Genomic DNA, 22,297 nt, shown 5'->3' with positions numbered 1-22,297 from the left:
ATTGAACGTTAATACATAAAGCGCTGATGGAAGCGAAGACGATCGAAACGCTCGATCGAATCAGGACTTACATTTTTTCCGATCCGTGCCATTAAACAATTGGCTGGATGTGAGCTAATCTCTGGCTCGTCTGTTGCAAACCAGACAAGACCGCCGGCGTTCATCATTTTCTCCATCATTTTGCGGTACTCCCACACGTTTTTCTTTGTCCCCTTTAAATCCCAATGCCAGTAATATTCAGTTGTAATGATAATGTAATTCTCCATTTGCTCATCCATCATGCTCACATCCAGTAAATGCTTGCCAAGTGAACAGCCTCTGAATGGAGGAGCGACTTCAATGGCACCGAGCTCAATTAAATTGTCCATGTTGCCTTCTGACCAGCGTTCAAGCGGATCAGGGTACAAATACGTGACATAGCCTACGACAAGCTCATCCACCCTAGCAATGATAATACGTCCTTCAGGAAGATCTGCTATTTCAACAAGTGCTTGTTTCTGTTCCTCAGGCGTGCGAAATGCCGTTAGTCCTTCATGAAACGTATAGTTCGCCAGCTCTGATGCAGGTACCGGTCCTTCAATCAGGATGGTGCCTGTTTCTCTCGTAATTGTTTTTGAATAATAAGTTTTAGGATGCTCCACGTATCCACCGCCTCAAATTCTAGTGAGTCGTCTCTATTTTATCTTAAATCTGACAATAATTAAAACGGTTTCATCAGAAGTTTTTTAAAAATTGAGAAAAAAAGTCATCTATACTATAATGGTCATTGTAAACGTATGCAAAGGGGGACTGTTTGATGAAAGTGGAAACGCTACCATCAGTAAAAGGGGACTATCATTTAAATGATTATGAGCAAGCATACAAGGAATTTTCATGGGAGGAAGCGAGAAAAAATTTCTCTTGGTATGAAACAGGAAAAGTAAATGCAGCTTATGAAGCGATTGACAGACATGCGGACTCGTTTCGTAAAAACAAGGTGGCGCTTCACTACAAAGATTCACAGCGGGATGAAAAGTATACGTTCAGGGATATGAAAATCAAGACAAACAAAGCAGGAAATCTATTAAGAGAACAGGCACATGTGCAAAAAGGGGATCGCGTGTTTATCTTTATGCCAAGATCACCTGAGCTCTATTTTCTACTGCTTGGTGCTGTCAAAATTGGTGCGATCGTCGGTCCGTTATTTGAGGCATTTATGGAAGGTGCCGTCAAAGATCGTTTAGAAAATAGTGAGGCAAAAGTGATTGTGACAACGCCTGATCTGCTTGAGCGGATTCCGTTTGCAGAACTTCCAAAGCTTGAATCCGTCATCATTGTCGGTGGTGAAAAAGAGGATGCAGATGGTGTGCGGACAATTCACTTTGAAGAAGCATTTGAGCAGGCAGCGAAGGAACTTGAAATTGAGTGGATGGATGAAAAAGATGGATACCTGCTTCATTACACGTCAGGGTCCACTGGTACGCCAAAAGGTGTGCTCCATGTTCATGGCGCAATGGTGCAGCAAGGCCAGACGGGTAAATGGGTACTTGATTTGAAAGAAGAAGATGTCTACTGGTGTACAGCTGATCCAGGCTGGGTAACAGGAACGGTGTACGGTATTTTTTCTCCGTGGCTGAATGGAGCGACGAATGTCATTTTAGGCGGCCGGTTCAACCCTGATACGTGGTACGAAACCATTGAATCGCTTGGTGTGACCGTTTGGTACAGTGCACCGACAGCCTTCAGAATGTTGATGGGAGCAGGAGACGATCTCATTCAAAAATATGATCTCAGCTCACTCCGTCATGTGTTAAGTGTAGGAGAGCCACTTAATCCAGAAGTGATCCGCTGGGGAGACGCTGTATTCGGTAAACGAATTCATGACACTTGGTGGATGACAGAAACAGGTGCACAACTGATTTGTAACTATCCATGCATGGATATCAAACCAGGGTCAATGGGGAAACCAATTCCAGGCGTTGAAGCTGCGATTGTAGATAATGCCGGAAATGAACTTCCGCCATACCGGATGGGGAACCTTGCCATCAAAAAAGGTTGGCCGTCTATGATGCATACGATCTGGAACAATCCTGAAAAATATGAATCTTACTTTATGCCGGGAGATTGGTATGTTTCAGGAGATTCAGCTTATATGGATGAAGACGGATACTTCTGGTTCCAGGGACGTGTCGACGATGTCATTATGACGTCAGGAGAGCGGGTCGGTCCATTTGAGGTAGAAAGTAAACTGGTGGAACATCCGGCCATTGCAGAGGCTGGTGTCATCGGAAAACCAGATCCTGTGCGCGGTGAAATTATTAAAGCATTTATAGCGCTTAGAAGCGGATACGAACCGACAGATGAGCTGAAAGAAGAGATTCGTACGTTTGTGAAAAAAGGACTCGCTGCACATGCAGCACCGAGAGAAATTGAGTTTAAAGACAAACTGCCAAAAACACGCAGCGGTAAAATTATGAGACGTGTGCTAAAAGCGTGGGAACTGAATTTACCTGCTGGCGATCTCTCGACAATGGAAGATTAATCGCTTCCGTCAGTTGACTTGATATCAAAAGTATGTTAAAAATGACTTTAGTTGAATATGAAAAGGTTTTGACTGAGATTCAGTAGAATCATCTTTCCCTGTCCAAGAGAGCTGACGGCTGGTGCGAGTCAGTACAAAGAGATATTCGAATTACCCTCACGAACCGCTTTTACGAAAAGGAGCATATGCTATCTGATTAGTGAAAGAACGGATCTGTCCGTTATCAGTGTAAGTGAAAAGACGTGTTGTTTTGTCTTTTAAGCAGGGTGGTACCGCGATATATATCGTCCCTTCGTTCATTCGAAGGGGCGTTTTTTATGTTGAATTGTAAAAAAAGGAGATTTGGATATGAGTCAATTGATGGAAGATTTATCATTCAGAGGATTAATTCAGCAACAAACAGATGAAGAAGGTTTAACAAAATTATTAGCAGAAGAAAAAATCAAGCTATACTCCGGCTTTGATCCAACAGCTGACAGCTTGCACATTGGTCACTTACTGCCAATTTTAACATTGCGCAGATTCCAAGAAGCAGGCCATCATCCGATTGCACTTGTTGGTGGCGCAACTGGACTGATTGGTGACCCAAGTTTTAAAAAAGCAGAACGTTCACTAAACCCAGCAGAAATCGTCGAACAGTGGTCAGAGAAAATCAAGGGCCAGCTCTCTCAATTCCTTGATTTTGAAGCAGGTGACAACCCAGCTGTCATCGTCAATAACTATGACTGGATCAGTCAAATGAATGTCATCACGTTCCTTCGTGATATTGGAAAGAACTTCGGTGTCAACTTCATGCTCGCAAAAGATATCGTCAGCTCCCGTATTGAAACAGGGATTTCGTACACAGAATTCAGCTACGTGATTCTGCAATCGTTAGACTTCTTGAACCTTTACAGAAATGAAAACTGTAAGCTGCAAATCGGCGGAAGTGACCAGTGGGGAAATATCACATCTGGACTTGAGTTGATCCGTAAGTCTGAAGCAGAAGGCGCAAAAGCATTCGGTCTCACCATGCCGCTTGTGACAAAAGCAGACGGCACGAAGTTTGGGAAAACAGAAGGTGGTGCCATCTGGTTAGATAAAGAAAAAACATCACCATATGAATTCTACCAATTCTGGATTAACACAGATGACCGTGATGTCGTGAAATACTTAAAATACTTTACGTTCTTATCAAAAGAAGAGATCGCATCGTACGAAGAAAAAGTGCAAACAGCCCCTGAAAAACGTGAAGCACAGCGCCGTTTGGCAGAAGAAGTCACAACACTTGTGCATGGCCGTGAATCACTAGAACAGGCTGTCAACATCTCAAATGCGCTATTTAAAGGCGAGATCAAATCTCTTACAGCAGAAGAAGTGAAAGTAGGCTTTAAAGATGTGCCATCAATGGAGAAAGACAGTGCAGAAGAATTAACACTTGTTGATGTTCTTGTCGAATCAAAACTGTCTCCATCAAAACGTCAAGCACGTGAAGATATTACAAACGGTGCCGTCTACATCAACGGAGAGAGACAAACCGACAAAGACTATGTCCTTTCAGCAGATGACCGAATTGAAAACCAATTTACAGTCTTAAGAAGAGGGAAAAAGAAATACTTCCTTGTAACGTATAAACAAATCCTTATGCAACAGTAAGTACCATGAAAAGCACCTCAAATGTTCATATACATTGAGGTGCTTTTCTTTTTTATACAGAAGTAGGAATTAAGCTTTTACAGAGCGGTTTTCTCTCATTTGTCTGTTTCTTATTCAAGAAGTGAATCTTCGTTTGTATAAGCATGTTCTACCTTGCAAATTCGGGTTGTATAGGATTCATACCAATCTTTTTTTCCTTTTTTTTGAACACGCTGATGTGCTTTCCATTCTTTGATGGCTGCTAATGAATCCCAGTAAGAGACAGTGATTCCAACACCATGTTCATCTCGTGCACTTTCTATTCCAAGAAACCCGTCTAGTTCTTTCGCTAATTGTTCCATTTTTTGAGCAGCAGCAGCGTATTCTTTCTGCTCAACATTCGTTCGTTTTGATGTGAAAATGACTGCATAGTAAGGTGGTGCAGGTGTTTGAGTAAATAGCATCTAGTAGAACCTCCTTTTGTCTATTCACATTATATATGAAAGATAGAGAGGCTCGTAGTCTTTTTGTTTTAGTTTCAAAAAGACCATGGTGCTTTTTCATTAGGTATTGTGCTGTAAAATCATCTCATAAAACATTACCTTGTTCACTTTTCTGACATATTTTTCTTGTATAAAATAGAGTCGAATAAGATGAATAAGGGGGAATGAAAGTGATTCGATTTAAGAAAAAGAGTTTGCAAATTCTTGTTGCCCTTGCCTTAGTGCTAGGTTCAATGGCCTTCATCCAGCCGAAAGAAGTCAAAGCGGCTGCGCATAATCCGGTTGTGATGGTGCATGGTATGGGCGGTGCGTCTTATAACTTCGCTTCGATCAAACGATACTTAGTGACACAGGGCTGGGATCAAAACCAACTTTTTGCAATCGATTTCATAGACAAAACAGGTAATAACCTGAACAATGGCCCGAGGCTCTCTAGATTCGTCAAAGATGTACTAGCCAAAACGGGCGCCAAAAAAGTAGATATTGTGGCTCATAGTATGGGTGGTGCGAACACGTTATACTATATTAAAAACCTAGACGGCGGAGATAAAATTGAAAACGTCGTCACACTTGGTGGAGCGAATGGACTCGTATCACTCAGAGCATTACCAGGCACCGATCCAAATCAAAAAATTCTTTACACATCTGTCTATAGTTCAGCCGATCTCATTGTCGTCAACAGCCTCTCACGCTTAATTGGCGCGAGAAACGTCCTCATCCACGGCGTTGGACATATCGGTCTATTAACCTCAAGCCAAGTCAAAGGCTATGTGAAAGAAGGATTGAATGGCGGAGGACAGAATACGAATTAAAAAATGAAAAAGACAGCGATTTGTGCTGTCTTTTTTGATGTCATGGTTATATAGGGTCTACTAGGTGTTGCAGAAGGTTTTTAGGAGGATAAAAGATGACGCAAAAACTCAAACAATATTTCTTAGGCTACTTTCTCTATTTCCCATGTTCATTTCTGATTATCTATATGATCTGGATGGCAATCGTCAAATCAGTGCAATGGGCAGAAGTCATATCTAATTGTACATCCATCATTGGTATCTATTACTTAATAGCCAGTGTGTGGTTTGTCTTTTTACTGCAAAAACAGACAAAACATCGTACATAGCCAAATAAAAACATGTACAAATCAACCACCATTCCTTACACTACATATAATGAACGAGACTCTTTGGAGGTGGGGATTTGTGCAACATCATCAAAAGGCTTTGATTATGGTCGATGTACAGAAAGCATTCGAGCACGAAAAATGGGGAGAACGGAATAACCTAGATGCAGAGAAGAATATCAGTCGTCTATTGACGTTTTGGAGAGAAAAAGGCTGGACAGTCATTCATATTCAGCATACATCGGATCAGCCGCACTCCTTATTTCATCCAGCAAATGAAGGGCACTCCTTCAAAGAGATCGCCAAACCGCTAGATGAAGAAATGGTGTTACAAAAGAAAGTTAACAGCAGCTTTATAGGTACAAACTTAGAGGAACAACTAAGATCAAACGAGATCGACACTGTTGTGATCGCTGGACTCACAACACCGCACTGCGTATCTACCACAACAAGAATGAGTGGAAACCTAGGCTTTGATACATACCTCATTTCGGATGCGACAGCCGCCTTTGGACTCGCAGATCAAACCGGTACATACTATGATCCAGAAACGATCCATCGCCTTTCACTTGCAACACTGCATGATGAATTTGCGACTGTCCTGACAACAGAGCAGCTCATCACAAATTGGGCAAGCAAAAGCTCCTAGAATCATCTCTAGGAGCTTTTTGCTTGTTCATCCAGCGGCTGTTTTCGTTGTTCAATACTTGAGTATATGAGATCTATTCCAATAAATAAGAAGCTGACAAAGAAAGATAAAATGAGTGTGCCGTGCTCCAAAATGGAGACATTGACTATGTTCATATTAAGTACAAACTTAATTGAGAAATGCACAACGATCCATGAGAGTAGAAATTCAAAGATAAACGTGAACCATTGAGGAAATCTTAGCAAAGTGGAAATTCCTTTACCAATGAATACTAAAAAGATCGACCAAAAAAGAACAATCCCACTGACGAATAGACAGAAGGTCAATAATGAAAGAAATGATGCATAGGTAATATATTCTCCAAAAAGAAAATTCACTCCTAATGAAACAACATAAAGTACAGAACTTGGAATGATGATGACAAAACTAATCGAAAAAAAGATGAGTAAAATGAGGAGAATTTCAGCGATAGCTCCAGGCGCTTCATCGACAACTTTTGTCTTTCTCAAAATCGCATAGATAATAATTGAAATGAGCATAAGTGCTAACATAAATGAAATAATTGACAAATTACTTTCCTCCTTAACGTTCCTTACATTATTGTTTTAAGTTGTGAGTTATCCAGTAAATGTAATTGTAAGAGGAAAACGAAAAAGAGTAAAGAGTAATCGGTGTTCTAATTTTCTTGTGTGCAAATAAGTTATTTGTAGCTAGAGAGTATCGTACAAAAGACCAAACAAAAAACCCTAGACATCCTTGAACAATCAAGGTCTCTAGGGTTTGTTTGATCACTCTCTGAGAGAGTCATGAAATTAACGTGAGTAGAACTCAACGATTAATTGTTCGCTGATTTCAGGCGCTAATTCAGAACGCTCTGGAAGACGAGTGAAAGTTCCTTCAAGCTTTTCAGCATCGAAAGTAAGGTATTCAGGTACGAAGTTGTTCACTTCAACTGATTCTTTCACAACTGCAAGGTTTTGAGATTTCTCACGAAGAGCAATCGTTTGACCTGGTTTCACAGAGAAAGATGGGATGTCTACACGGCTTCCATCAACAAGGATGTGACCATGGTTTACTAGCTGACGAGCTTGGCGGCGCGTACGAGCAAGGCCAAGACGGTATACTAGGTTGTCAAGGCGAGTTTCAAGAAGGATCATGAAGTTTTCACCTTGTTTACCAGGAAGTTTAGCAGCTCTGTCAAAAAGAGTACGGAATTGACGTTCGTTGACACCGTACATGTGACGAAGCTTTTGCTTCTCTTGTAATTGTAAACCGTATTCAGATAGTTTTTTGCGTTGTCCTGGACCATGTGGGCCTGGAGCGTAAGGGCGTTTTTCAAGTTCCTTACCTGTTCCGCTTAATGAAATGCCTAAACGGCGGGAAATCTTCCAACTTGGACCTGTATAGCGAGCCATAATGTGACTCCTCCTTATTGTTTTTATTTGTGAAAAATAAAAACCGTCTGTTCTTTGTCTTTTCCGTCATTATGTTTTCATGCATCCTCGCTCCAGCAGCAGGGAGTTACAAGATGCACCTCCATATAGAAGGAACAAAATGATACAAAAAAGCCGAACAAAAAGGCTGCCATATTTCACACAAACTCTATTATATGACGCCAGATAGGAGAAGTCAACCTATTTAAAGAGGAGAATGTCAAACGTGGTCGGCATTCATCCGGGAAGAAAGCAAAATAAAAAAGCAGACACATTGTCTGCTTTTCAAGCATCATGACGCATCAGTAGAGGCTGATAACGCATTTTGGACAACCTCTGTAAATTGAACTAAGTACGTTTCATCTATTTCATTGAAACGATCTTTCACTGGACTGTCAATATCGAGTACCCCAATGATTTGTCCATTTACTTTAAGTGGGATCACAATTTCAGACTGCGATGCGGCATCACATGCAATATGACCAGGGAATGCATGGACATCAGCGATACGCTGTACATCACCTGTCGCAAATGCTGTACCGCAAACCCCTTTTCCAGAAGGAATGCGTACACATGCGGGTAGTCCATTGAATGGACCAAGCACAAGCTCTCCGCCTTTTGCTAAATAAAATCCTGCCCAATTGACTTCAGGAAGCGAGTGATAAAGTAGCGCCGCAGCATTGGCTAGGTTGGCAATGAGATCAGGTTCACCATCCGTAATCGCTTCTACTTGCTTGATGAGTAATTGATAGTCTTTCGATGGATCACCAGACTGTTTTTCGACATGAAACATGAAAATCTCCTACTTTCTATCTCAAAAATACATAACTTGCGCTTCGCATGTGGGATTTGTCGAGCAATGATTAAAGGAACTTCCGCCTTCACCTTGAAGTATGTACACATGAAGAGGGGTGAGCGGATGAAAACATCAACAACCGTGCAAACAAAAGACCGTATTATTGAAGCTGCCATCAGACTTTTTAACCAAAAAGGATTTTCTGGAACCTCTGTCCGTGAGATTGCGAAGGAAGCAAACGTCAACGTTGCTCATATATCTTATTACTTTCAAGGAAAAGGAGGGCTGCTTGAGCAGCTCGTATCCGATTTTTATGAAGGCTATATTCAGATGATTGAATCGCACATCCAGCACATGGAAACCCGTCATGCAAAAGAATGTTTACTTCATGTGGTTTTTGATATTTTATCTTATCAGCATGAAAATCGTCAATTAACCCGTTTCGTTTATCGAGAAGTGACCATTGATTCAACGCTTATTAGGGAAATCATGTCCACCTATTTAACAAAGGAAAAATACTTGTTTCAGCTCATCATTGAAAAAGGAAAAAGCACCCATGTGATTTGTAAGCAGCTGTCACTCTCATCATTTATGATCCAGCTAAAATCACTTCTGATGATGCCATATCTGCAGCCGCAATATTTAACAGAGGTGCTTTATATCAACCCAAGCGAGCCTTACTTTTATCAAACGTACTATAAGGAACTGAGCCGGTCGCTTCATCATCTGTTAGAACCAAATGAACCCGCACTTGATCCTCACCTGAAACTCATGATGTCTTCAAATTGATCATACGCATACCCGAGATCTTCCGCTTGATGGGCATCAGACCCGAATATGAGCGGAATTTTTTTCTGTTTTGCAAGATCGATCATCCATTGATCTAAATAGATACTTCTGGCATATGTTTTACGAAGACCTGATGTATTAAAATCTAAGGACATGCCTTTTTTTGCCGTTTCTTCAAGACAAAGGGTAACCCTTTGACATAGTTCTGGCGACATTTCGTATGGGAAAAGTTGTTTGAATTTCTGGACAAGGGTGATATGACCGATTCTCTTTGGCTTATATGGACCTAAAGATGATAGAATAGAAGAATGAATTTGTTCATAGTAGCTTTGATAGACGTGTTCGGTGCTGCCATAGATGCTGATCAGCTGCTTGAAGGCGTGCTCATCAAAATCAAGACAAATATAATCATTGCCAGCAGGAAGAAAGTGAACAGATAAAATGCTATCGTCTAGTTCAGGGCCGTAGCAGTCTAAAAAGGCACTTGTTTCCTCTTCATACTCTTTGATATAGTCGACCTCAAGCCCAGTTTTTACTATTAACTGTCCTTTGTATTCCTGTTTCAGCTGATCCAGCTTCGTCAAATAGGCTTCAAGGTCTTGAAGCTTCATGGCACTATCCTGCTCAGGCGTTGGATCTCGAAACGAAGGAGGCAGCGGGGCATGCTCGGTAAAGGTGATGGAATCAAATCCCTTTTTCATTGCTTTTTCAATATAAGAATGAATAGGATCAAGCGTACCGTGCGGGCAAAATGGCGTATGTAAATGTGCATCTTGTTTCAACATGTCGTCACCTCTTGTCGATATTTTGAAAAACGTCATGTTTATCAGCGAAAATAATGAAAAATCATGACCAAAAATGCTGGTTACATGGTATCATAATAACAATGAAAACGACAGCTTCCGCATACATAAAAACAGGTCACATCAATACATGTGATCAAATGATAGAAAGCCTGAATGACTTTCTTGAAAAAACATACATAAAACCGTGAATGGATCGTATTGGCAAAAATACAATCCTGCTTATAAAAAACAAATGCAAAGCGGACACGAAAGGGTTCTCAGGTCTACTCGGGACACTACCCTGACATCACTTAGATCACAACAAGGGGGCTCATTATGGAGTTTATCATCGGTTTAATTGTCATTTTGCTTGCTTTGTTTTCAGTCGGTTATTTCCTCAGAAAAAATATATATAAAGAGATTGACCGATTGGAAGCATGGAAAATTGAAATTTTAAACAGATCAATTGTAGAAGAAATTTCAAAAATCAAACATTTAAAAATGACCGGAGAAACAGAGCAGTTTTTTGAAAGATGGCGTGCAGAGTGGGACGATATCGTCACAGCCCATCTTCCAAAGGTAGAGGAGCTATTATATGATGCAGAGGAGTATTCTGATAAATATCGATTCTCCAAAGCGAAGCAAGTTCTTGCACATATAGGAGATCTGCTCACCGCTGCTGATTCAAACATCGAAGACATTTTAAAAGAGATTGCAGACCTTGTCACAAGTGAAGAGCAAAACCGAAAAGACATCGAGAAGGTCAAAGAGCAATATCAAACGGTACGAAAAAATCTACTTGCTTACAGCCATTTATATGGCACCCTTTATGACAAAATGGAGCAGGACTTAGATGAGGCCTGGGAAGGGATCAAGCAGTATGAAGAAGAGACAGAAAACGGAAACTACATGACAGCAAGGAAAATTTTGCTTGAGCAAGACCGCAGACTCGATCAGCTGCAATTATATATCAATGATGTACCGAAGCTCATCGCAGACTGTAAACAAACTGTGCCAGGTCAGCTGACGAAGCTGAAAGACGGTTATAAAGAAATGACAGACAAAGGCTACAAGCTAGAGCACATCCAGATCACAAAAGAGCTGGAGAACTTGAATAAACAGCTGACCCGTGCGGAGAAGCTGCTGATTGATGAACTCAACTTAGATGAAGCATCAAGCATTCTGCAAATGATTGATGATGCGATTCAGACGCTGTATGATCAGTTAGAAGCAGAAGTAGAAGCAGGTCAGGAAATCAAGAGCAAAATGCCTGAGCTGACCGAAGCATTTGAAAAACTTGAACAAGACCACACGCAGACAAAGGCAGAAACGGCTCTTGTGAAAGAAAGCTACAAGCTGACAGCAGGAGAGCTGGATCAGCAGAAAGCATTCGAAAAACGATTAGAAGAAATTGAAAAGCTTATGAAGCAAATACGAGAGAAGCTTGATCGTGACCATGTCGCATACACATTATTAATGGATGAAATCAATCAGCTTGAGACCTTTATTGAGGATGCCAAAACACTTCATGAAGCGTTTAAAGATCACCTTCAATCGTTACGAAAAGAAGAATTACAGGCAAGAGAAACATTGGCTGAACTTAAAACCATGTTGACAGATACAGTGCGCCAGCTGCACAAAAGCAACATTCCAGGTGTACCTGCTGACATCAAAGATCGTGCTGAAAAAGCGCAGGAGATGATTCAGCAAGTGCAGGAGCAGCTAGAGAATTTGCCGTTGAATATGCCAGCAGTGAACCAGCAATTAAAAGAAGCCTCTGAAACAGTCAGACATGTGGTTGATGAAACACATGACATGCTTCGTAAAGTGGATCAAATTGAACGGATTATACAATACGGCAACCGGTTTAGAAGTCAAAACCACATTCTTTCAGAGCAATTAAAAGAGGCAGAACGAAGATTTTATGCCTATGATTATAACGATTCATTTGAAGTGGCAGCAGCAGCTGTCGAAAAAGCATCACCTGGAGCCGTCCAGAAGCTTTTAACTCAGCAAGAAAAAGAATATCAGCATCAATAAAAAAGCTGAAGTCCATTTTAGGACTTCAGCTTTTTCCATGTTATGAAACTTGTTTTTGGCGTTCTTCTGAAGCAGAAGAAGTGAATAGAGAGATAACAAATCCAATCACGATTCCGAGTATGGCAGGTACAATCCAGCCAATGCCAAGGTCATATAGCGGCAAGATCGTTTGAAAGAGATCTTTCACAGGACCGATAGGCAGTTTAGCCGCTGCTAAACCGTCAAACAGACTGACGCAGCCAGTTAAAATCAAAGTAAGGACATACACAGGTCTTCTATGACCAAGCCATTTGTCAGCAAGTGATAAAACGATAATCACAATTGCTAACGGGTAAATCGCAGTTAACACAGGTACTGAAAAAGCGATAATATGAGCAAGTCCAAAATTTGAAATGATAAAACTGAATAATGTGACGAGTGTAACGACCATTTTATAAGAAAGTTTAGGTAATAAATTTGAGAAATACTCTCCGCACGATGTCACAAGACCGATACTTGTGGTTAAACAGGCAACCGTAATCGCCGCGCCTAACACAATATTACCTAAACTGCCAAAAAGAAATTGTGAAGACTGAGCCAAGATTTTACTACCATCTCCAACAAAACCAATGGCGTGTGTACTTGAAGCACCTAAATAAGCAAGTGATAGATAAACAAATGTTAATCCGCAAGCTGCAATTAGACCTGCTTTGATACAAGCAGAAGTGAGTGCCTTTTTACTTGTTACACCACGTCCTTTAATGGCGTTGATGACAACAACCCCAAACACAATAGATGCAAGAGCGTCCATGGTTTTATAGCCTTCTAAAAACCCTTTGAAAAATGATCCATTGCTATAGGACACATCAGGTGTGCCAATGACGCCCATCGGTGTCAAAATGGCTTTGACGATAATAATCAAAATGATCGTAAATTTAATCGGTGTTAACACTTTCCCTACACGATCCACAATTTTCGTTGGATTGAGCGCAAGATAATACGTAATACCAAAAAAGGCCAGTGTAAATAAAAAAAGTGAGAGCCAAGCTGGTACACCAGCTAAAAAGGGTAGTGCACCAATTTCATATGAAACCGTTCCTGTACGAGGAATAGCGAAAAGTGGCCCGATAGATAAATATAAAATGACGGTAAATGCTGTTCCAAAAGCTGGGTGAGCTTTATCAGCTAATCCTTTCGCATCTCGACCTGTCAAAGCGATTGCAATAATCCCTAGAAGAGGTAAACCGACACCTGTTAATAAAAATCCGCCCATTGCTTTCCACACATTTTGCCCAGCATATTGCCCAAGCTCTGGTGGATAAATCATATTACCGGCGCCGAAGAATAGAGCAAACAGCATAAAACCTATGATAACCGTATCTTTCGTCGACAAAGTTGCCTTCATTGCATTTAAAGCCTCCATTATTATGTTGAAATATTCTGTTAATTAGTTGCTAGGTAACCGTTCATCATTAACAATCACTAATTATAAAGGATGTACGCCTGATGTCAACATGTGTTTTCGTACAAAAGTCATGAATTTTTCTATTTTAGTATATGAAGAACAATAAAAAAACATCCCCTTCTTCTTTGGAAGGGGATGTTTTGATTTGCGATGATTATGAGGCAAGTTGCTTTGGTGGGCTGGTAAACATGGAAATAAGTACACCAATCAAAGCACCGATAATAGCTGGTATGATCCAGCCAATGCCTAAATCGTAAAACGGAACAATTGATTTCAAGATGCCAGGCAATCCGCCTAGATTCACTTCAGCAGCTAATAATCCATCAATGATGGCAAAGAAACCAGTAAAGATGAGAGAAGTGATATAAATGATTCTTCTGCCGTTAATCCAGCGGTCAAGGAACGATAATAAAATAATGACAATGGCCAGTGGATAGATCGCTACGAGTACAGGCACCGACAGAGAAATGATTTGTGCGAGTCCGAGGTTTGCAACGAATGTGCTAAACAAAGAAACAATTAGAATGACGGTACGATAAGAAAGTGCTGGGAAGAGCTTTGAAAAATATTCTCCACAAGATGAAATAAGTCCAACACTAGTCGTTAAACAAGCGAATAAAATGGCTGCGCCAAGAACAATGTTACCAGCAGAACCGAATAAAAAGTTGGCAGAAAGTGAAAGTAGTTTTCCTCCTTCATTTGCTCCAACCATTCCCGTGGCATTAGGGCTTGAAGCACCCACATAAGCGAGTGAAATGTACACGAGTGCCAGTCCAACAGCTGCTACGAGTCCTGCCTTAATACAAGCTGCTGCAAGAGATTTTCGCTCTGTGATGCCTCTGTCCTTAACAGCTGTCACCACGACGATTCCAAATACGATAGAAGCAAGTGCATCCATTGTTTTATAGCCTTCTAAAAATCCAGTGAAAAGCGGATTTGCCTCATATGTTTTATCTGGAGCACCGATCATTCCCATTGGCGTAGCAATGGCTTTAATGACAATAATAGCAATAACAGTTAATAAGATCGGTGTCAAAATTTTACCAATACGATCAACCAGCTTTGAAGGATTTAACGCAAGCAAGTATGAAATAGTGAAAAACACTACGGTAAAGATGAATAGTGGTACCCATGAAGTGGCTTGGGCACCTGAGAGAAATGGAGCTAATCCTATCTCATACGAAACCGTACCAGTTCGCGGAATGGCGAAAAATGGTCCAATGGATAAATACAGAATCACGGTGAAGATAGTCCCGAATTTAGGGTGTGCTTTATCGGCAAGACCTTTGGCACCGGTACCTGTAAGGGCGACAGCAATAACCCCTAATAGTGGAAGACCTACGCCTGTAAGTAGGAATCCGCCGATGGCAAGCCATACGTTTTCACCAGCATATTGTCCAAGAACAGGCGGGAAAATCATATTTCCTGCGCCGAAGAATAATGCAAAAAGCATTAGTCCAATAGCCAATGTTTCTTTTATACTTAAACTATTTTTCAAAATAGTCCCTCCTCAATCAGTGTATTGTGTCAAATTTAAATATTCTGACAATTTAGGTGTTTATATGACAATTGCACTATGGATGATATAGTGAAAATGAAAAGTTGTCAACTGCCATTTTCAGAAAATTCTCTGTCTGACTTCATTATGGTAACATATAAATGCATTTATTTTTAAAGTTTTTTTGTAAGGAGTTTAAGATATGATTTATCTTGATAATAGTGCCACAACAAAGCCTTATCCAGAGGTTTTACAAGTACATCAGCAAGTGAGTGAGCGTTTTTTTGGGAATCCGTCTTCGCTGCATCAACTTGGAATTGATGCGAGCCGTCTATTAAGTGAAACGCGAAAACAAATCCTTCACTATACAGGCTTTACACAATATGAGATTATTTTTACTTCAGGTGCAACAGAAGCAAATAACATAGCCATCAAAGGGGCTGCTCTTGCCAAGATGAACCGAGGCAGACATATTGTCACAACAGCGATTGAGCATCCATCTGTCATCGAATCGTTTGAACAGCTGAAAACATTATTTGGCTTTGATATTTCCTATATTCAAGTAAATGAGCATGGCCGTGCAGATATGACGCATTTAAAAGAAGTGCTTCGCCCTGATACAGTGCTTGTCAGTCTCATGCATGTAAACAATGAAACAGGCGCGATTCAGCCGATAGAGGAAGCGGCAAGCATCATTCGGACGTATGCCAAAGAGGCGATTTTTCATGTCGACGGCGTACAAGGAATTGGCAAGGTTCCGCTGCCTAAAGAGATGGATATTGATCTTTTAACGATGTCAGGCCACAAGATTCATGGCCTGAAGGGAACAGGTGCCCTCTTTTTAAAGAAAGAGATCGTGCTTGCCCCTTTTATCACAGGAGGAGAGCAAGAACTTGGCCTTCGCTCAGGGACTGAGAACCCTGCTGGAGCTGTCAGCTTAGCAAAAGCCATAAAGCAATCATTTGAACATTTAAACAAGCATCATGATGAGATGATCGCTTTAAAAACAGAGCTAGAGCAGCAGCTTGGAAAGATAGAAGGCGTCGTCATAAACACACCGCTGACGCATAGCGCACCGCACATTGTGAATTTTTCAGTGCCAGGTATTCAAATCGAAGTCCTTCTGCATATGCTCGAAAAAGAAGGCATTTACGTTTCGACAACGTCTGCTTGTTCTGCTAAGAAAAAGGAACCAAGCCGTGTCCTGCTGGCGATGGGGAAATCAGAAGAAGTAGCCAAAAGTAGCATGAGAATCAGTTTGACATATGGACAAGGACCAGAGCAAACGCCGCAAATCATCACATCGATCGCACAAAGTGTGAAAAAATTAAAAGGAATGAGATAACAACATGAAGTATGACCATATTTTAGTCCGTTTTGGTGAGATTTCAACAAAAGGGAAAAATAGAAAGAAATTTATCGAAAAACTAAGACAGCATATCCGGTTTGTATTAAAAGACTTTGAAGCATTAAAGTATGCATCTGACAGAGACCGCATTACGATCATGCTAAACGGAGAAGACCCTGAACCGATTTCAGAACAGCTTAAAGGTGTATTTGGCATTCAAAGCTTTAGCCTGGCTGTGAAATGTGAGACAAATCTTGATGCCATCAAAGAAGCGGCACTCTCAGCGGTTCAGGAAGTGTATGAACAAGGAAATACATTTAAGGTCTCAACGAAACGCTCTTATAAACAATTTGAGCTTGATTCAAATGAAATGAACCGAGAAATTGGTGGACATGTTCTAAGGAATACAGACAACTTAACCGTTAATGTGAAACAGCCAGATGTTCACTTGCGAATTGAAATAAGAGAACACGCGACGTACATTACATTTAAAGATGTAAAAGGTGCAGGCGGACTGCCAGTTGGTTCAAGCGGAAGAGCGATGTTGATGCTCTCTGGCGGCTTTGACAGCCCAGTGGCCGGCTATCAGGCAATGAAACGAGGCATTCAAATTGAAGCTGTTCATTTCTTTAGCCCACCTTATACAAGTGAACGTGCCAAGCAAAAGGTCATTGATCTAGCGGAATGCTTAGCTGCTTATGGAGGCGAAGTCAAGCTTCACATCGTTCCTTTTACAAAAATCCAAGAGCTCATTCACAAACAAGTACCAGAAAACTATACGATGACTTCAACGAGAAGAATGATGCTCAAAATTGCAGATAAAATAAGAGCCAAGCGTGATGCGCTTGCCATTATTACAGGTGAAAGCCTTGGTCAAGTGGCAAGTCAGACACTTGAAAGCATGTATGCCATTAATCATGTCACAAACACACCGATCATTCGCCCACTGATTGCCGTGGATAAGAATGACATTATCGAAGAAGCGAGACGAATTGGCACATATGAGACAAGCATTCAGCCATTTGAGGATTGCTGCACGATCTTTACGCCGCCATCTCCAAAAACAAAACCAAAGCTTGAAAAAGTAGAACGCTACGAAAGCTTTGCTGAATTCGAGCCAATGCTTGATGAGGCAGTGGAGCAGATCGAAACAATCGTTGTCACAAATGAAAAGAAAGCAGCTGACAAATTCGCTGATTTATTCTAAATAAAAAATTTCATAATAATTACCATAAAATCAATCGCATGAAGTCATGTGTTTCTACACATTCTATATTCACAAGGAGGTGAGAACACATGGCTCAACAAAACAGACAAAGCAGTTCTAATCAATTAGTCGTTCCAGGCGCTGCACAAGCGATCGACCAAATGAAGTACGAAATCGCTTCAGAATTTGGCGTAAACCTTGGACCAGAAACAACAGCTCGCGCTAACGGATCAGTTGGTGGAGAAATCACTAAGCGTCTTGTATCTTACGCTCAACAACATATGGGTGGCGGATCTTTCTAAGACACACAATTAAAAAGCTATGGCTTATGAGCGGGTTTATTCCCGCTCTTTTTTTGTACATAAATTGTTAGAATATTTTTAAAAAAGAAGACGAAATGAAAAAATTATGGCATAATACTAGGAGTAGGTCCTAATTCAAGCATTTTTCAGTTATGAGTGTTAGAATAGGTAAATTGAAACATGATTCGTTTCATAGAAAGAGGCTAAAAGGAGCTGTACCATGAAAAGAGAAGACTTAATTGCACCAGAACAATATAACTTAGTCAGTGAGATTGAAGCATTCAGTCATGACCAGGAGAAAATCGCCCTGCACTGGCAGGACGGAAATGGTCAGGAAGCGCACGTGACATATGCAGCATTAGTAGAAGAGGCGAATAAAATTGGTCATGTTCTATTAAATGCAGGCTTTAAAAAAGGCGATAAAATCATTGTGATGGTGCCGCGTATGCTAGAGGCATACAGCATTTATTTAGCGATTTTAAAAACAGGGATGGTTGTAATTCCTTGTTCAGAAATGCTTCGCGCTAAAGATATAGATTACCGAATTGAACATGCAGAAGCAAAAGGAGCGATTGTTTACGCATCATTCATTCAATCGTTTGAAGGAACCAACCAGCCAAAAGATTTTAAAACATTCTCGATTGGTGAGAATGATCATGGCTGGACAAACATTGTTGCGCAAAAGGAAGAGCAGTCAAGCGAGTTGAAATTGGCAGACACAACACGTACGGACATGGCGTTTCTATCTTATACATCAGGCACAACAGGTAACCCAAAAGGGGTTGTTCATACACACGGCTGGGCGTATGCACATTTACGTACTGCGGCCAAAGCATGGCTCTCCATTAATGAAGGGGATAAAGTATGGGCAACAGCAGGACCAGGCTGGCAAAAATGGGTGTGGAGTCCTCTCTTATCTGTTTTAGGAAGTGGAGCAGAAGGTTTTGTTTATGGAGGGAAATTTAATCCGGATACGTACTTAGAGCTGCTTCAAAAAAATGAAATCAATGTTTTATGTTGTACACCAACGGAATATCGGTTTATGGCAAAAGTGGATGACCTCAGTCAGTACGAGCTGCCAACATTGCATAGTGCTGTTTCTGCGGGAGAGCCACTCAACCGTGAAGTCATCGATACGTTCAAAAAACATTTCGATATCGAAGTGCGAGATGGTTACGGGCAAACAGAAAGCACGCTGCTAGTCGGGGTGCTGAAAGGAATGGACATCAAGCCAGGCAGCATGGGCAAACCAACACCTGGCAATGAAGTAGAGATCATTGATGAGAATGGCCAGATCTGTGCTCCAGGAGAAATAGGTGACATTGCCGTTCATCTTGAAACGCCGGCTTTATTCAAGGAATACTACAAAGATGCAGAGCGTACAAAGGCGCAGCGCCGCGGGGATTACTTTATCACCGGTGACCGTGCGAAAAAAGATGAAGACGGGTATTTTTGGTTTGAAAGCCGCAGGGATGACATCATCGTCAGCTCAGGTTATACAATTGGCCCGTTTGAAGTCGAAGATGCACTCATTAAACACCCAGCAGTGAAAGAATGTGCTGTCGTGGCAAGTCCAGATGAAATCAGAGGATCAATCGTGAAAGCATACGTTGTCCTGCGAGATGCATCTGCACAAAGCGATGAGCTGATTAAAGAACTGCAAACACACGTGAAAAATACAACAGCACCGTACAAATATCCAAGAGAAATCGAATTCATTGACGAGCTACCAAAAACTCCGTCAGCGAAAATTCGACGTGTCGAGCTGAGAGAAAGAGAGCTTGCACGAAAATCATCATGACAGTAGAAACAATAAGCGTCTGGATGGAAAACCATCCAGCGCTTTTTTTATTAGACAAATCAAATATGTAAAATTCGTTCATGATGTTTTATGTTAAAATGTGTAAGGATGATTTGAAAAGGAGAATGTTCTGAAGATGTCGATTGCGATTATTCATGGAATTGTGCTTGCCTTTGGTCTTATCTTACCTTTGGGCGCGCAAAATGTATTTGTATTTCAGCAAGGAGCCCTTCAGCCTCGATTATATCGCGTGCTGCCTGTGGTCATCACAGCCGCCCTCTGCGACACACTTTTAATCACTTTAGCTGTCATTGGGGTTTCGGTTGTTGTTCTCACCATTCCGATCTTGCAAATAGCTCTTTTTATCATTGGATTTTTCTTTTTACTTTATATGGGTTGGTCGGTTTGGAACACGAGCTCCGCAACAGGTAATCAAGAAACGATAGACCTGATGCCTGTGAGAAAACAAATCATATTTGCCTGTTCCGTTTCACTTTTAAATCCTCACGCGATTCTCGATACAATAGGAGTGATAGGAACGAACTCTCTTCAATATCATGGGGCGGAAAAGGTGGCATTTACCGCAGCCTGTATCATTGTCTCGTGGTTATGGTTTATGGGTCTTGCCCTTCTCGGGAAAATGTTAGGGAAGCTAGATACAAACGGCAAGTGGATGAACCGTATCAATAAAGCCTCAGCCGTCATGATCTGGCTGGTTGCATTATATATCGCCTATCAGCTTATTGCATAAAGGATACATAGAGCAAAAGAGACGTGATGCATGAAAATGAGTGCTGAACATGTCATGGGAAAAAGCGTTGGATGGAAAACATCTGGCGCTTTTTTATTGTCTACCATCTCGGGAGAAGCTTCAGTTACATCCTGTTCATTTTTATCAGACATGCTGACGATTCAATTACCTGGAGGAAATGATCAAAATAGGATCTATGCTACACTATAATAAATGTATTTTATTGGATGTGGAGGTTTTCAAAATGGCTCATAAAGAACAGCGTAAAGGGGCAGTGCTTGCTGTCTTTGATACATTGATGTTTGGTGTACCAGTTTTGCTGTGGAATTTATATAAGAATACGAATAAAACATTGAAGCTGATGATCCCGATTATTCCAATAGTAGGTTTCATCACGTATCTTTTAGCATCTCTTTACTAATGTGTTCAAAAATCATTTGCATGAGCGATACGCTCATGCTTTTTTCATTCGATCATTTTTTGAAGATGGTTTGATTTAATAGACGGAGAGCTTGTACGATATCATCCATTTGATTTTGGTCAGAGGAAGAAAGGCTGTCCATGAGCATGGATTCAATTTGTTGAAATGCTTTGTCCATACACTCGCGGCCTTTTTTAGACAGCATAATGACATGTCTTCGCTTGTCATCTTTATCTTCTTGTCTATCAATGAATTGTTTTTCATGAAGCTTTTTCAATTCTCTGCTGACATTCGGAAGAGACATGTGCTGACAATCGGCGATTTCGCTAGGTGTTAGCGGCTCACTGACGGCTAACTGCTCCAGAATCAAATATTGTAGAGTGGTTAGATCAGATGGTTTGATCTTGCTCATCATAGCATGTTTCAGCTCAGAAAAAGTAGAAGCAAATGTGACAAACTCTTTGAAAAAATGTGGGTTTTTCATCATGTTTCACCTCCTACGTACCATACCAAATTTATTATCAAAAAACAATTATCATTTGACAACTAAAAAAGAGGGGTGTATGCTTTTGGTTATCAAATGATAACTAAAGGAGACAAACCATGAATGTACTCATTATTTATACTCACCCTCATCACAATAGTTTAAATGGTGCTTTTTTTAAAGAAATCCTAAAGGGCAGTGAAGAAAATCCAAACGTTCAAGAAGTGAGAATCATCGATTTATACCAAGACAAATTTGATCCTGTACTTATTTTTAATAAAGAGAAAAAAAGACGTGATATGCATAAGGACCCTGAGATTCAAGAATATCAAGAGAAAATCAAATGGGCAGACAACATCGTGTTTGTTTATCCGATTTGGTGGGGGCGGCCGCCAGCCATGCTACTTGGTTTTATTGATCGCATGTTTGCAGCGAATTTTGCTTATCGTCAAACAGGCGGGCTGCTTCCAGAAGGCTTGTTAAAAGGAAAGAGGGCTGTATGTGTTTCGACAATGCAAGGACCGACCCACTATCCTTTCTTCTTTTTGCAAAATGCCCACAAAATCTTAATGAAACGTGCTCTTTTGCAATATGTCGGGATTAAACCGGTGAAGTTCTTTGAATTTGGCATGATGGAAAGTCCAAAAGGGAAGCATGACGTGAAATTAAAACGGATATACAACTATTTTCGGAATATCAGCTCATAAAACCACATTCCTTGAGTCACTTTTCTTCTAATTTGAACCTGTTATGTCTTAAAATGACAGAGAGAGTGAGTGACTCATTCTCTT

Annotated in this window: 24 protein-coding genes and 1 other annotated feature; of the genes, 15 read left to right on the top strand and 9 right to left on the bottom strand. The window is 40.8% G+C overall.

Features of this window, described 5'->3' with window-relative positions; translation table 11 throughout:
- Positions 1-8 precede the first annotated feature (8 nt).
- The gene (locus tag EBQ12_RS11075; protein WP_008343062.1) at positions 9-641 is read right to left on the bottom strand and encodes a GNAT family N-acetyltransferase; all 633 of its coding nucleotides are present in this window, start codon (positions 639-641) and stop codon (positions 9-11) included.
- A gap of 155 nt (positions 642-796) precedes the next feature.
- Here EBQ12_RS11075 and acsA point away from each other — a divergent pair, with 155 nt between their 5' ends.
- Together acsA and tyrS are read left to right on the top strand one after the other, a co-directional pair.
- Entirely contained in the window at positions 797-2,521 is a 1,725-nt protein-coding gene (gene acsA / locus EBQ12_RS11070; RefSeq protein WP_017367863.1) for an acetate--CoA ligase, read from the top strand.
- 59 nt (positions 2,522-2,580) lie between these two features.
- Positions 2,581-2,816, top strand: a binding site (T-box leader).
- A gap of 53 nt (positions 2,817-2,869) precedes the next feature.
- Positions 2,870-4,156, top strand: coding sequence for a tyrosine--tRNA ligase (gene tyrS / locus EBQ12_RS11065; RefSeq protein WP_125589980.1), 1,287 nt, complete (start codon positions 2,870-2,872; stop codon positions 4,154-4,156).
- Between the two features lie 110 nt (positions 4,157-4,266).
- Here tyrS and EBQ12_RS11060 read toward each other — a convergent pair whose 3' ends face one another.
- Positions 4,267-4,599: an antibiotic biosynthesis monooxygenase family protein gene (locus EBQ12_RS11060; RefSeq protein WP_125589978.1), complete on the bottom strand. Its 333-nt coding sequence runs from the start codon at positions 4,597-4,599 to the stop codon at positions 4,267-4,269.
- Positions 4,600-4,871: 272 nt separating this feature from the next.
- On the opposite strand from EBQ12_RS11060, the gene EBQ12_RS11055 reads away from it, so the two are divergent.
- The 3 genes from EBQ12_RS11055 to EBQ12_RS11045 all read left to right on the top strand — a co-directional run bounded on the left by EBQ12_RS11055 (position 4,872) and on the right by EBQ12_RS11045 (position 6,407).
- A complete protein-coding gene (locus tag EBQ12_RS11055; RefSeq protein WP_375830204.1) occupies positions 4,872-5,450 on the top strand; it encodes an esterase/lipase family protein in 579 nt (192 codons plus the stop codon).
- Between the two features lie 95 nt (positions 5,451-5,545).
- Complete coding sequence (locus EBQ12_RS11050) at positions 5,546-5,758, top strand: hypothetical protein (protein WP_035702043.1); 213 nt, start codon at positions 5,546-5,548, stop codon at positions 5,756-5,758.
- A gap of 49 nt (positions 5,759-5,807) precedes the next feature.
- Complete coding sequence (locus EBQ12_RS11045) at positions 5,808-6,407, top strand: cysteine hydrolase family protein (protein WP_125589976.1); 600 nt, start codon at positions 5,808-5,810, stop codon at positions 6,405-6,407.
- A gap of 8 nt (positions 6,408-6,415) precedes the next feature.
- Here EBQ12_RS11045 and EBQ12_RS11040 read toward each other — a convergent pair whose 3' ends face one another.
- The 3 genes from EBQ12_RS11040 to EBQ12_RS11030 all read right to left on the bottom strand — a co-directional run bounded on the left by EBQ12_RS11040 (position 6,416) and on the right by EBQ12_RS11030 (position 8,633).
- On the bottom strand, positions 6,416-6,976 hold the full coding sequence (locus tag EBQ12_RS11040) for a hypothetical protein (protein ID WP_125589974.1): 561 nt from the start codon (positions 6,974-6,976) through the stop codon (positions 6,416-6,418).
- Positions 6,977-7,219: 243 nt separating this feature from the next.
- Positions 7,220-7,822, bottom strand: a complete 603-nt coding sequence (rpsD, locus tag EBQ12_RS11035; RefSeq protein WP_007501777.1) for a 30S ribosomal protein S4 — start codon at positions 7,820-7,822, stop codon at positions 7,220-7,222.
- 310 nt (positions 7,823-8,132) lie between these two features.
- Complete coding sequence (locus EBQ12_RS11030; protein WP_046344223.1) at positions 8,133-8,633, bottom strand: GAF domain-containing protein; 501 nt, start codon at positions 8,631-8,633, stop codon at positions 8,133-8,135.
- 126 nt (positions 8,634-8,759) lie between these two features.
- Between EBQ12_RS11030 and refZ the strand changes: the two genes are divergently transcribed.
- Positions 8,760-9,425 carry a forespore capture DNA-binding protein RefZ gene (refZ, locus tag EBQ12_RS11025; protein ID WP_017358301.1) on the top strand — a complete coding sequence of 222 codons (666 nt, stop codon included), beginning with the start codon at positions 8,760-8,762 and terminating at the stop codon, positions 9,423-9,425.
- On the opposite strand, the gene hisJ is transcribed toward refZ, so the two are convergent.
- On the bottom strand, positions 9,395-10,210 hold the full coding sequence (gene hisJ, locus EBQ12_RS11020) for a histidinol-phosphatase HisJ (protein ID WP_125589972.1): 816 nt from the start codon (positions 10,208-10,210) through the stop codon (positions 9,395-9,397). The two genes, refZ and hisJ, sit on opposite strands and share 31 nt — an antisense overlap.
- Before the next feature lie 336 nt (positions 10,211-10,546).
- Here hisJ and ezrA point away from each other — a divergent pair, with 336 nt between their 5' ends.
- On the top strand, positions 10,547-12,250 hold the full coding sequence (gene ezrA / locus EBQ12_RS11015; RefSeq protein ID WP_007501773.1) for a septation ring formation regulator EzrA: 1,704 nt from the start codon (positions 10,547-10,549) through the stop codon (positions 12,248-12,250).
- Positions 12,251-12,290: 40 nt separating this feature from the next.
- Here ezrA and brnQ (EBQ12_RS11010) read toward each other — a convergent pair whose 3' ends face one another.
- Positions 12,291-13,634: a branched-chain amino acid transport system II carrier protein gene (gene brnQ, locus EBQ12_RS11010; RefSeq protein WP_035391117.1), complete on the bottom strand. Its 1,344-nt coding sequence runs from the start codon at positions 13,632-13,634 to the stop codon at positions 12,291-12,293.
- Positions 13,635-13,848: 214 nt separating this feature from the next.
- Positions 13,849-15,192, bottom strand: a complete 1,344-nt coding sequence (gene brnQ / locus EBQ12_RS11005) for a branched-chain amino acid transport system II carrier protein (RefSeq protein WP_125589970.1) — start codon at positions 15,190-15,192, stop codon at positions 13,849-13,851.
- 202 nt (positions 15,193-15,394) lie between these two features.
- On the opposite strand from brnQ (EBQ12_RS11005), the gene EBQ12_RS11000 reads away from it, so the two are divergent.
- From EBQ12_RS11000 to EBQ12_RS19380, 7 genes are all read left to right on the top strand, one after another.
- Positions 15,395-16,537 carry a cysteine desulfurase family protein gene (locus EBQ12_RS11000; RefSeq protein WP_125589968.1) on the top strand — a complete coding sequence of 381 codons (1,143 nt, stop codon included), beginning with the start codon at positions 15,395-15,397 and terminating at the stop codon, positions 16,535-16,537.
- Positions 16,538-16,541: 4 nt separating this feature from the next.
- Complete coding sequence (gene thiI, locus EBQ12_RS10995) at positions 16,542-17,747, top strand: tRNA uracil 4-sulfurtransferase ThiI (RefSeq protein ID WP_007501769.1); 1,206 nt, start codon at positions 16,542-16,544, stop codon at positions 17,745-17,747.
- A gap of 89 nt (positions 17,748-17,836) precedes the next feature.
- Positions 17,837-18,049, top strand: a complete 213-nt coding sequence (locus EBQ12_RS10990; protein ID WP_003216385.1) for an alpha/beta-type small acid-soluble spore protein — start codon at positions 17,837-17,839, stop codon at positions 18,047-18,049.
- Positions 18,050-18,269: 220 nt separating this feature from the next.
- Positions 18,270-19,850, top strand: a complete 1,581-nt coding sequence (gene mbcS, locus EBQ12_RS10985) for an acyl-CoA synthetase MbcS (protein WP_125589966.1) — start codon at positions 18,270-18,272, stop codon at positions 19,848-19,850.
- Between the two features lie 136 nt (positions 19,851-19,986).
- Positions 19,987-20,601 (top strand): LysE/ArgO family amino acid transporter, encoded by a 615-nt coding sequence (locus EBQ12_RS10980; RefSeq protein WP_125589964.1) that lies wholly within the window; start codon positions 19,987-19,989, stop codon positions 20,599-20,601.
- A 30-nt stretch (positions 20,602-20,631) separates the two neighbouring features.
- Complete coding sequence (locus EBQ12_RS10975) at positions 20,632-20,811, top strand: hypothetical protein (RefSeq protein ID WP_125589963.1); 180 nt, start codon at positions 20,632-20,634, stop codon at positions 20,809-20,811.
- A 34-nt stretch (positions 20,812-20,845) separates the two neighbouring features.
- A complete protein-coding gene (locus EBQ12_RS19380; protein WP_164511646.1) occupies positions 20,846-21,022 on the top strand; it encodes a hypothetical protein in 177 nt (58 codons plus the stop codon).
- 52 nt (positions 21,023-21,074) lie between these two features.
- Here the strand turns inward: EBQ12_RS19380 and EBQ12_RS10970 are convergent, their stop codons facing one another.
- The gene (locus EBQ12_RS10970; protein WP_241215635.1) at positions 21,075-21,509 is read right to left on the bottom strand and encodes a MarR family winged helix-turn-helix transcriptional regulator; all 435 of its coding nucleotides are present in this window, start codon (positions 21,507-21,509) and stop codon (positions 21,075-21,077) included.
- A gap of 116 nt (positions 21,510-21,625) precedes the next feature.
- Here EBQ12_RS10970 and EBQ12_RS10965 point away from each other — a divergent pair, with 116 nt between their 5' ends.
- A complete protein-coding gene (locus EBQ12_RS10965; RefSeq protein ID WP_007501764.1) occupies positions 21,626-22,213 on the top strand; it encodes an NAD(P)H-dependent oxidoreductase in 588 nt (195 codons plus the stop codon).
- Positions 22,214-22,297 lie beyond the last annotated feature (84 nt).

Origin of the sequence: Bacillus sp. 2B09, assembly GCF_003946835.1 — a bacterium.
Lineage (GTDB): Bacteria > Bacillota > Bacilli > Bacillales > Bacillaceae > Bacillus > Bacillus altitudinis.
The sequence above is the reverse complement of the archived record's forward strand: the minus strand, read 5'-3'. Positions and strand labels throughout refer to the sequence as shown.

Coding starts and splice junctions, on each gene's coding strand:
- acsA (WP_017367863.1), top strand. CDS start 797: ATGAAAGTGGAAACGCTACCATCAGTAAAAGGGGACTATCATTTAAAT.
- tyrS (WP_125589980.1), top strand. CDS start 2,870: ATGAGTCAATTGATGGAAGATTTATCATTCAGAGGATTAATTCAGCAA.
- EBQ12_RS11060 (WP_125589978.1), bottom strand. CDS start 4,599: ATGCTATTTACTCAAACACCTGCACCACCTTACTATGCAGTCATTTTC.
- EBQ12_RS11055 (WP_375830204.1), top strand. CDS start 4,872: ATGGCCTTCATCCAGCCGAAAGAAGTCAAAGCGGCTGCGCATAATCCG.
- EBQ12_RS11050 (WP_035702043.1), top strand. CDS start 5,546: ATGACGCAAAAACTCAAACAATATTTCTTAGGCTACTTTCTCTATTTC.
- EBQ12_RS11045 (WP_125589976.1), top strand. CDS start 5,808: ATGAACGAGACTCTTTGGAGGTGGGGATTTGTGCAACATCATCAAAAG.
- rpsD (WP_007501777.1), bottom strand. CDS start 7,822: ATGGCTCGCTATACAGGTCCAAGTTGGAAGATTTCCCGCCGTTTAGGC.
- EBQ12_RS11030 (WP_046344223.1), bottom strand. CDS start 8,633: ATGTTTCATGTCGAAAAACAGTCTGGTGATCCATCGAAAGACTATCAA.
- refZ (WP_017358301.1), top strand. CDS start 8,760: ATGAAAACATCAACAACCGTGCAAACAAAAGACCGTATTATTGAAGCT.
- hisJ (WP_125589972.1), bottom strand. CDS start 10,210: ATGTTGAAACAAGATGCACATTTACATACGCCATTTTGCCCGCACGGT.
- ezrA (WP_007501773.1), top strand. CDS start 10,547: ATGGAGTTTATCATCGGTTTAATTGTCATTTTGCTTGCTTTGTTTTCA.
- brnQ (WP_035391117.1), bottom strand. CDS start 13,634: ATGAAGGCAACTTTGTCGACGAAAGATACGGTTATCATAGGTTTTATG.
- EBQ12_RS11000 (WP_125589968.1), top strand. CDS start 15,395: ATGATTTATCTTGATAATAGTGCCACAACAAAGCCTTATCCAGAGGTT.
- thiI (WP_007501769.1), top strand. CDS start 16,542: ATGAAGTATGACCATATTTTAGTCCGTTTTGGTGAGATTTCAACAAAA.
- EBQ12_RS10990 (WP_003216385.1), top strand. CDS start 17,837: ATGGCTCAACAAAACAGACAAAGCAGTTCTAATCAATTAGTCGTTCCA.
- mbcS (WP_125589966.1), top strand. CDS start 18,270: ATGAAAAGAGAAGACTTAATTGCACCAGAACAATATAACTTAGTCAGT.
- EBQ12_RS10980 (WP_125589964.1), top strand. CDS start 19,987: ATGTCGATTGCGATTATTCATGGAATTGTGCTTGCCTTTGGTCTTATC.
- EBQ12_RS10975 (WP_125589963.1), top strand. CDS start 20,632: ATGAAAATGAGTGCTGAACATGTCATGGGAAAAAGCGTTGGATGGAAA.
- EBQ12_RS19380 (WP_164511646.1), top strand. CDS start 20,846: ATGGCTCATAAAGAACAGCGTAAAGGGGCAGTGCTTGCTGTCTTTGAT.
- EBQ12_RS10970 (WP_241215635.1), bottom strand. CDS start 21,509: ATGATGAAAAACCCACATTTTTTCAAAGAGTTTGTCACATTTGCTTCT.
- EBQ12_RS10965 (WP_007501764.1), top strand. CDS start 21,626: ATGAATGTACTCATTATTTATACTCACCCTCATCACAATAGTTTAAAT.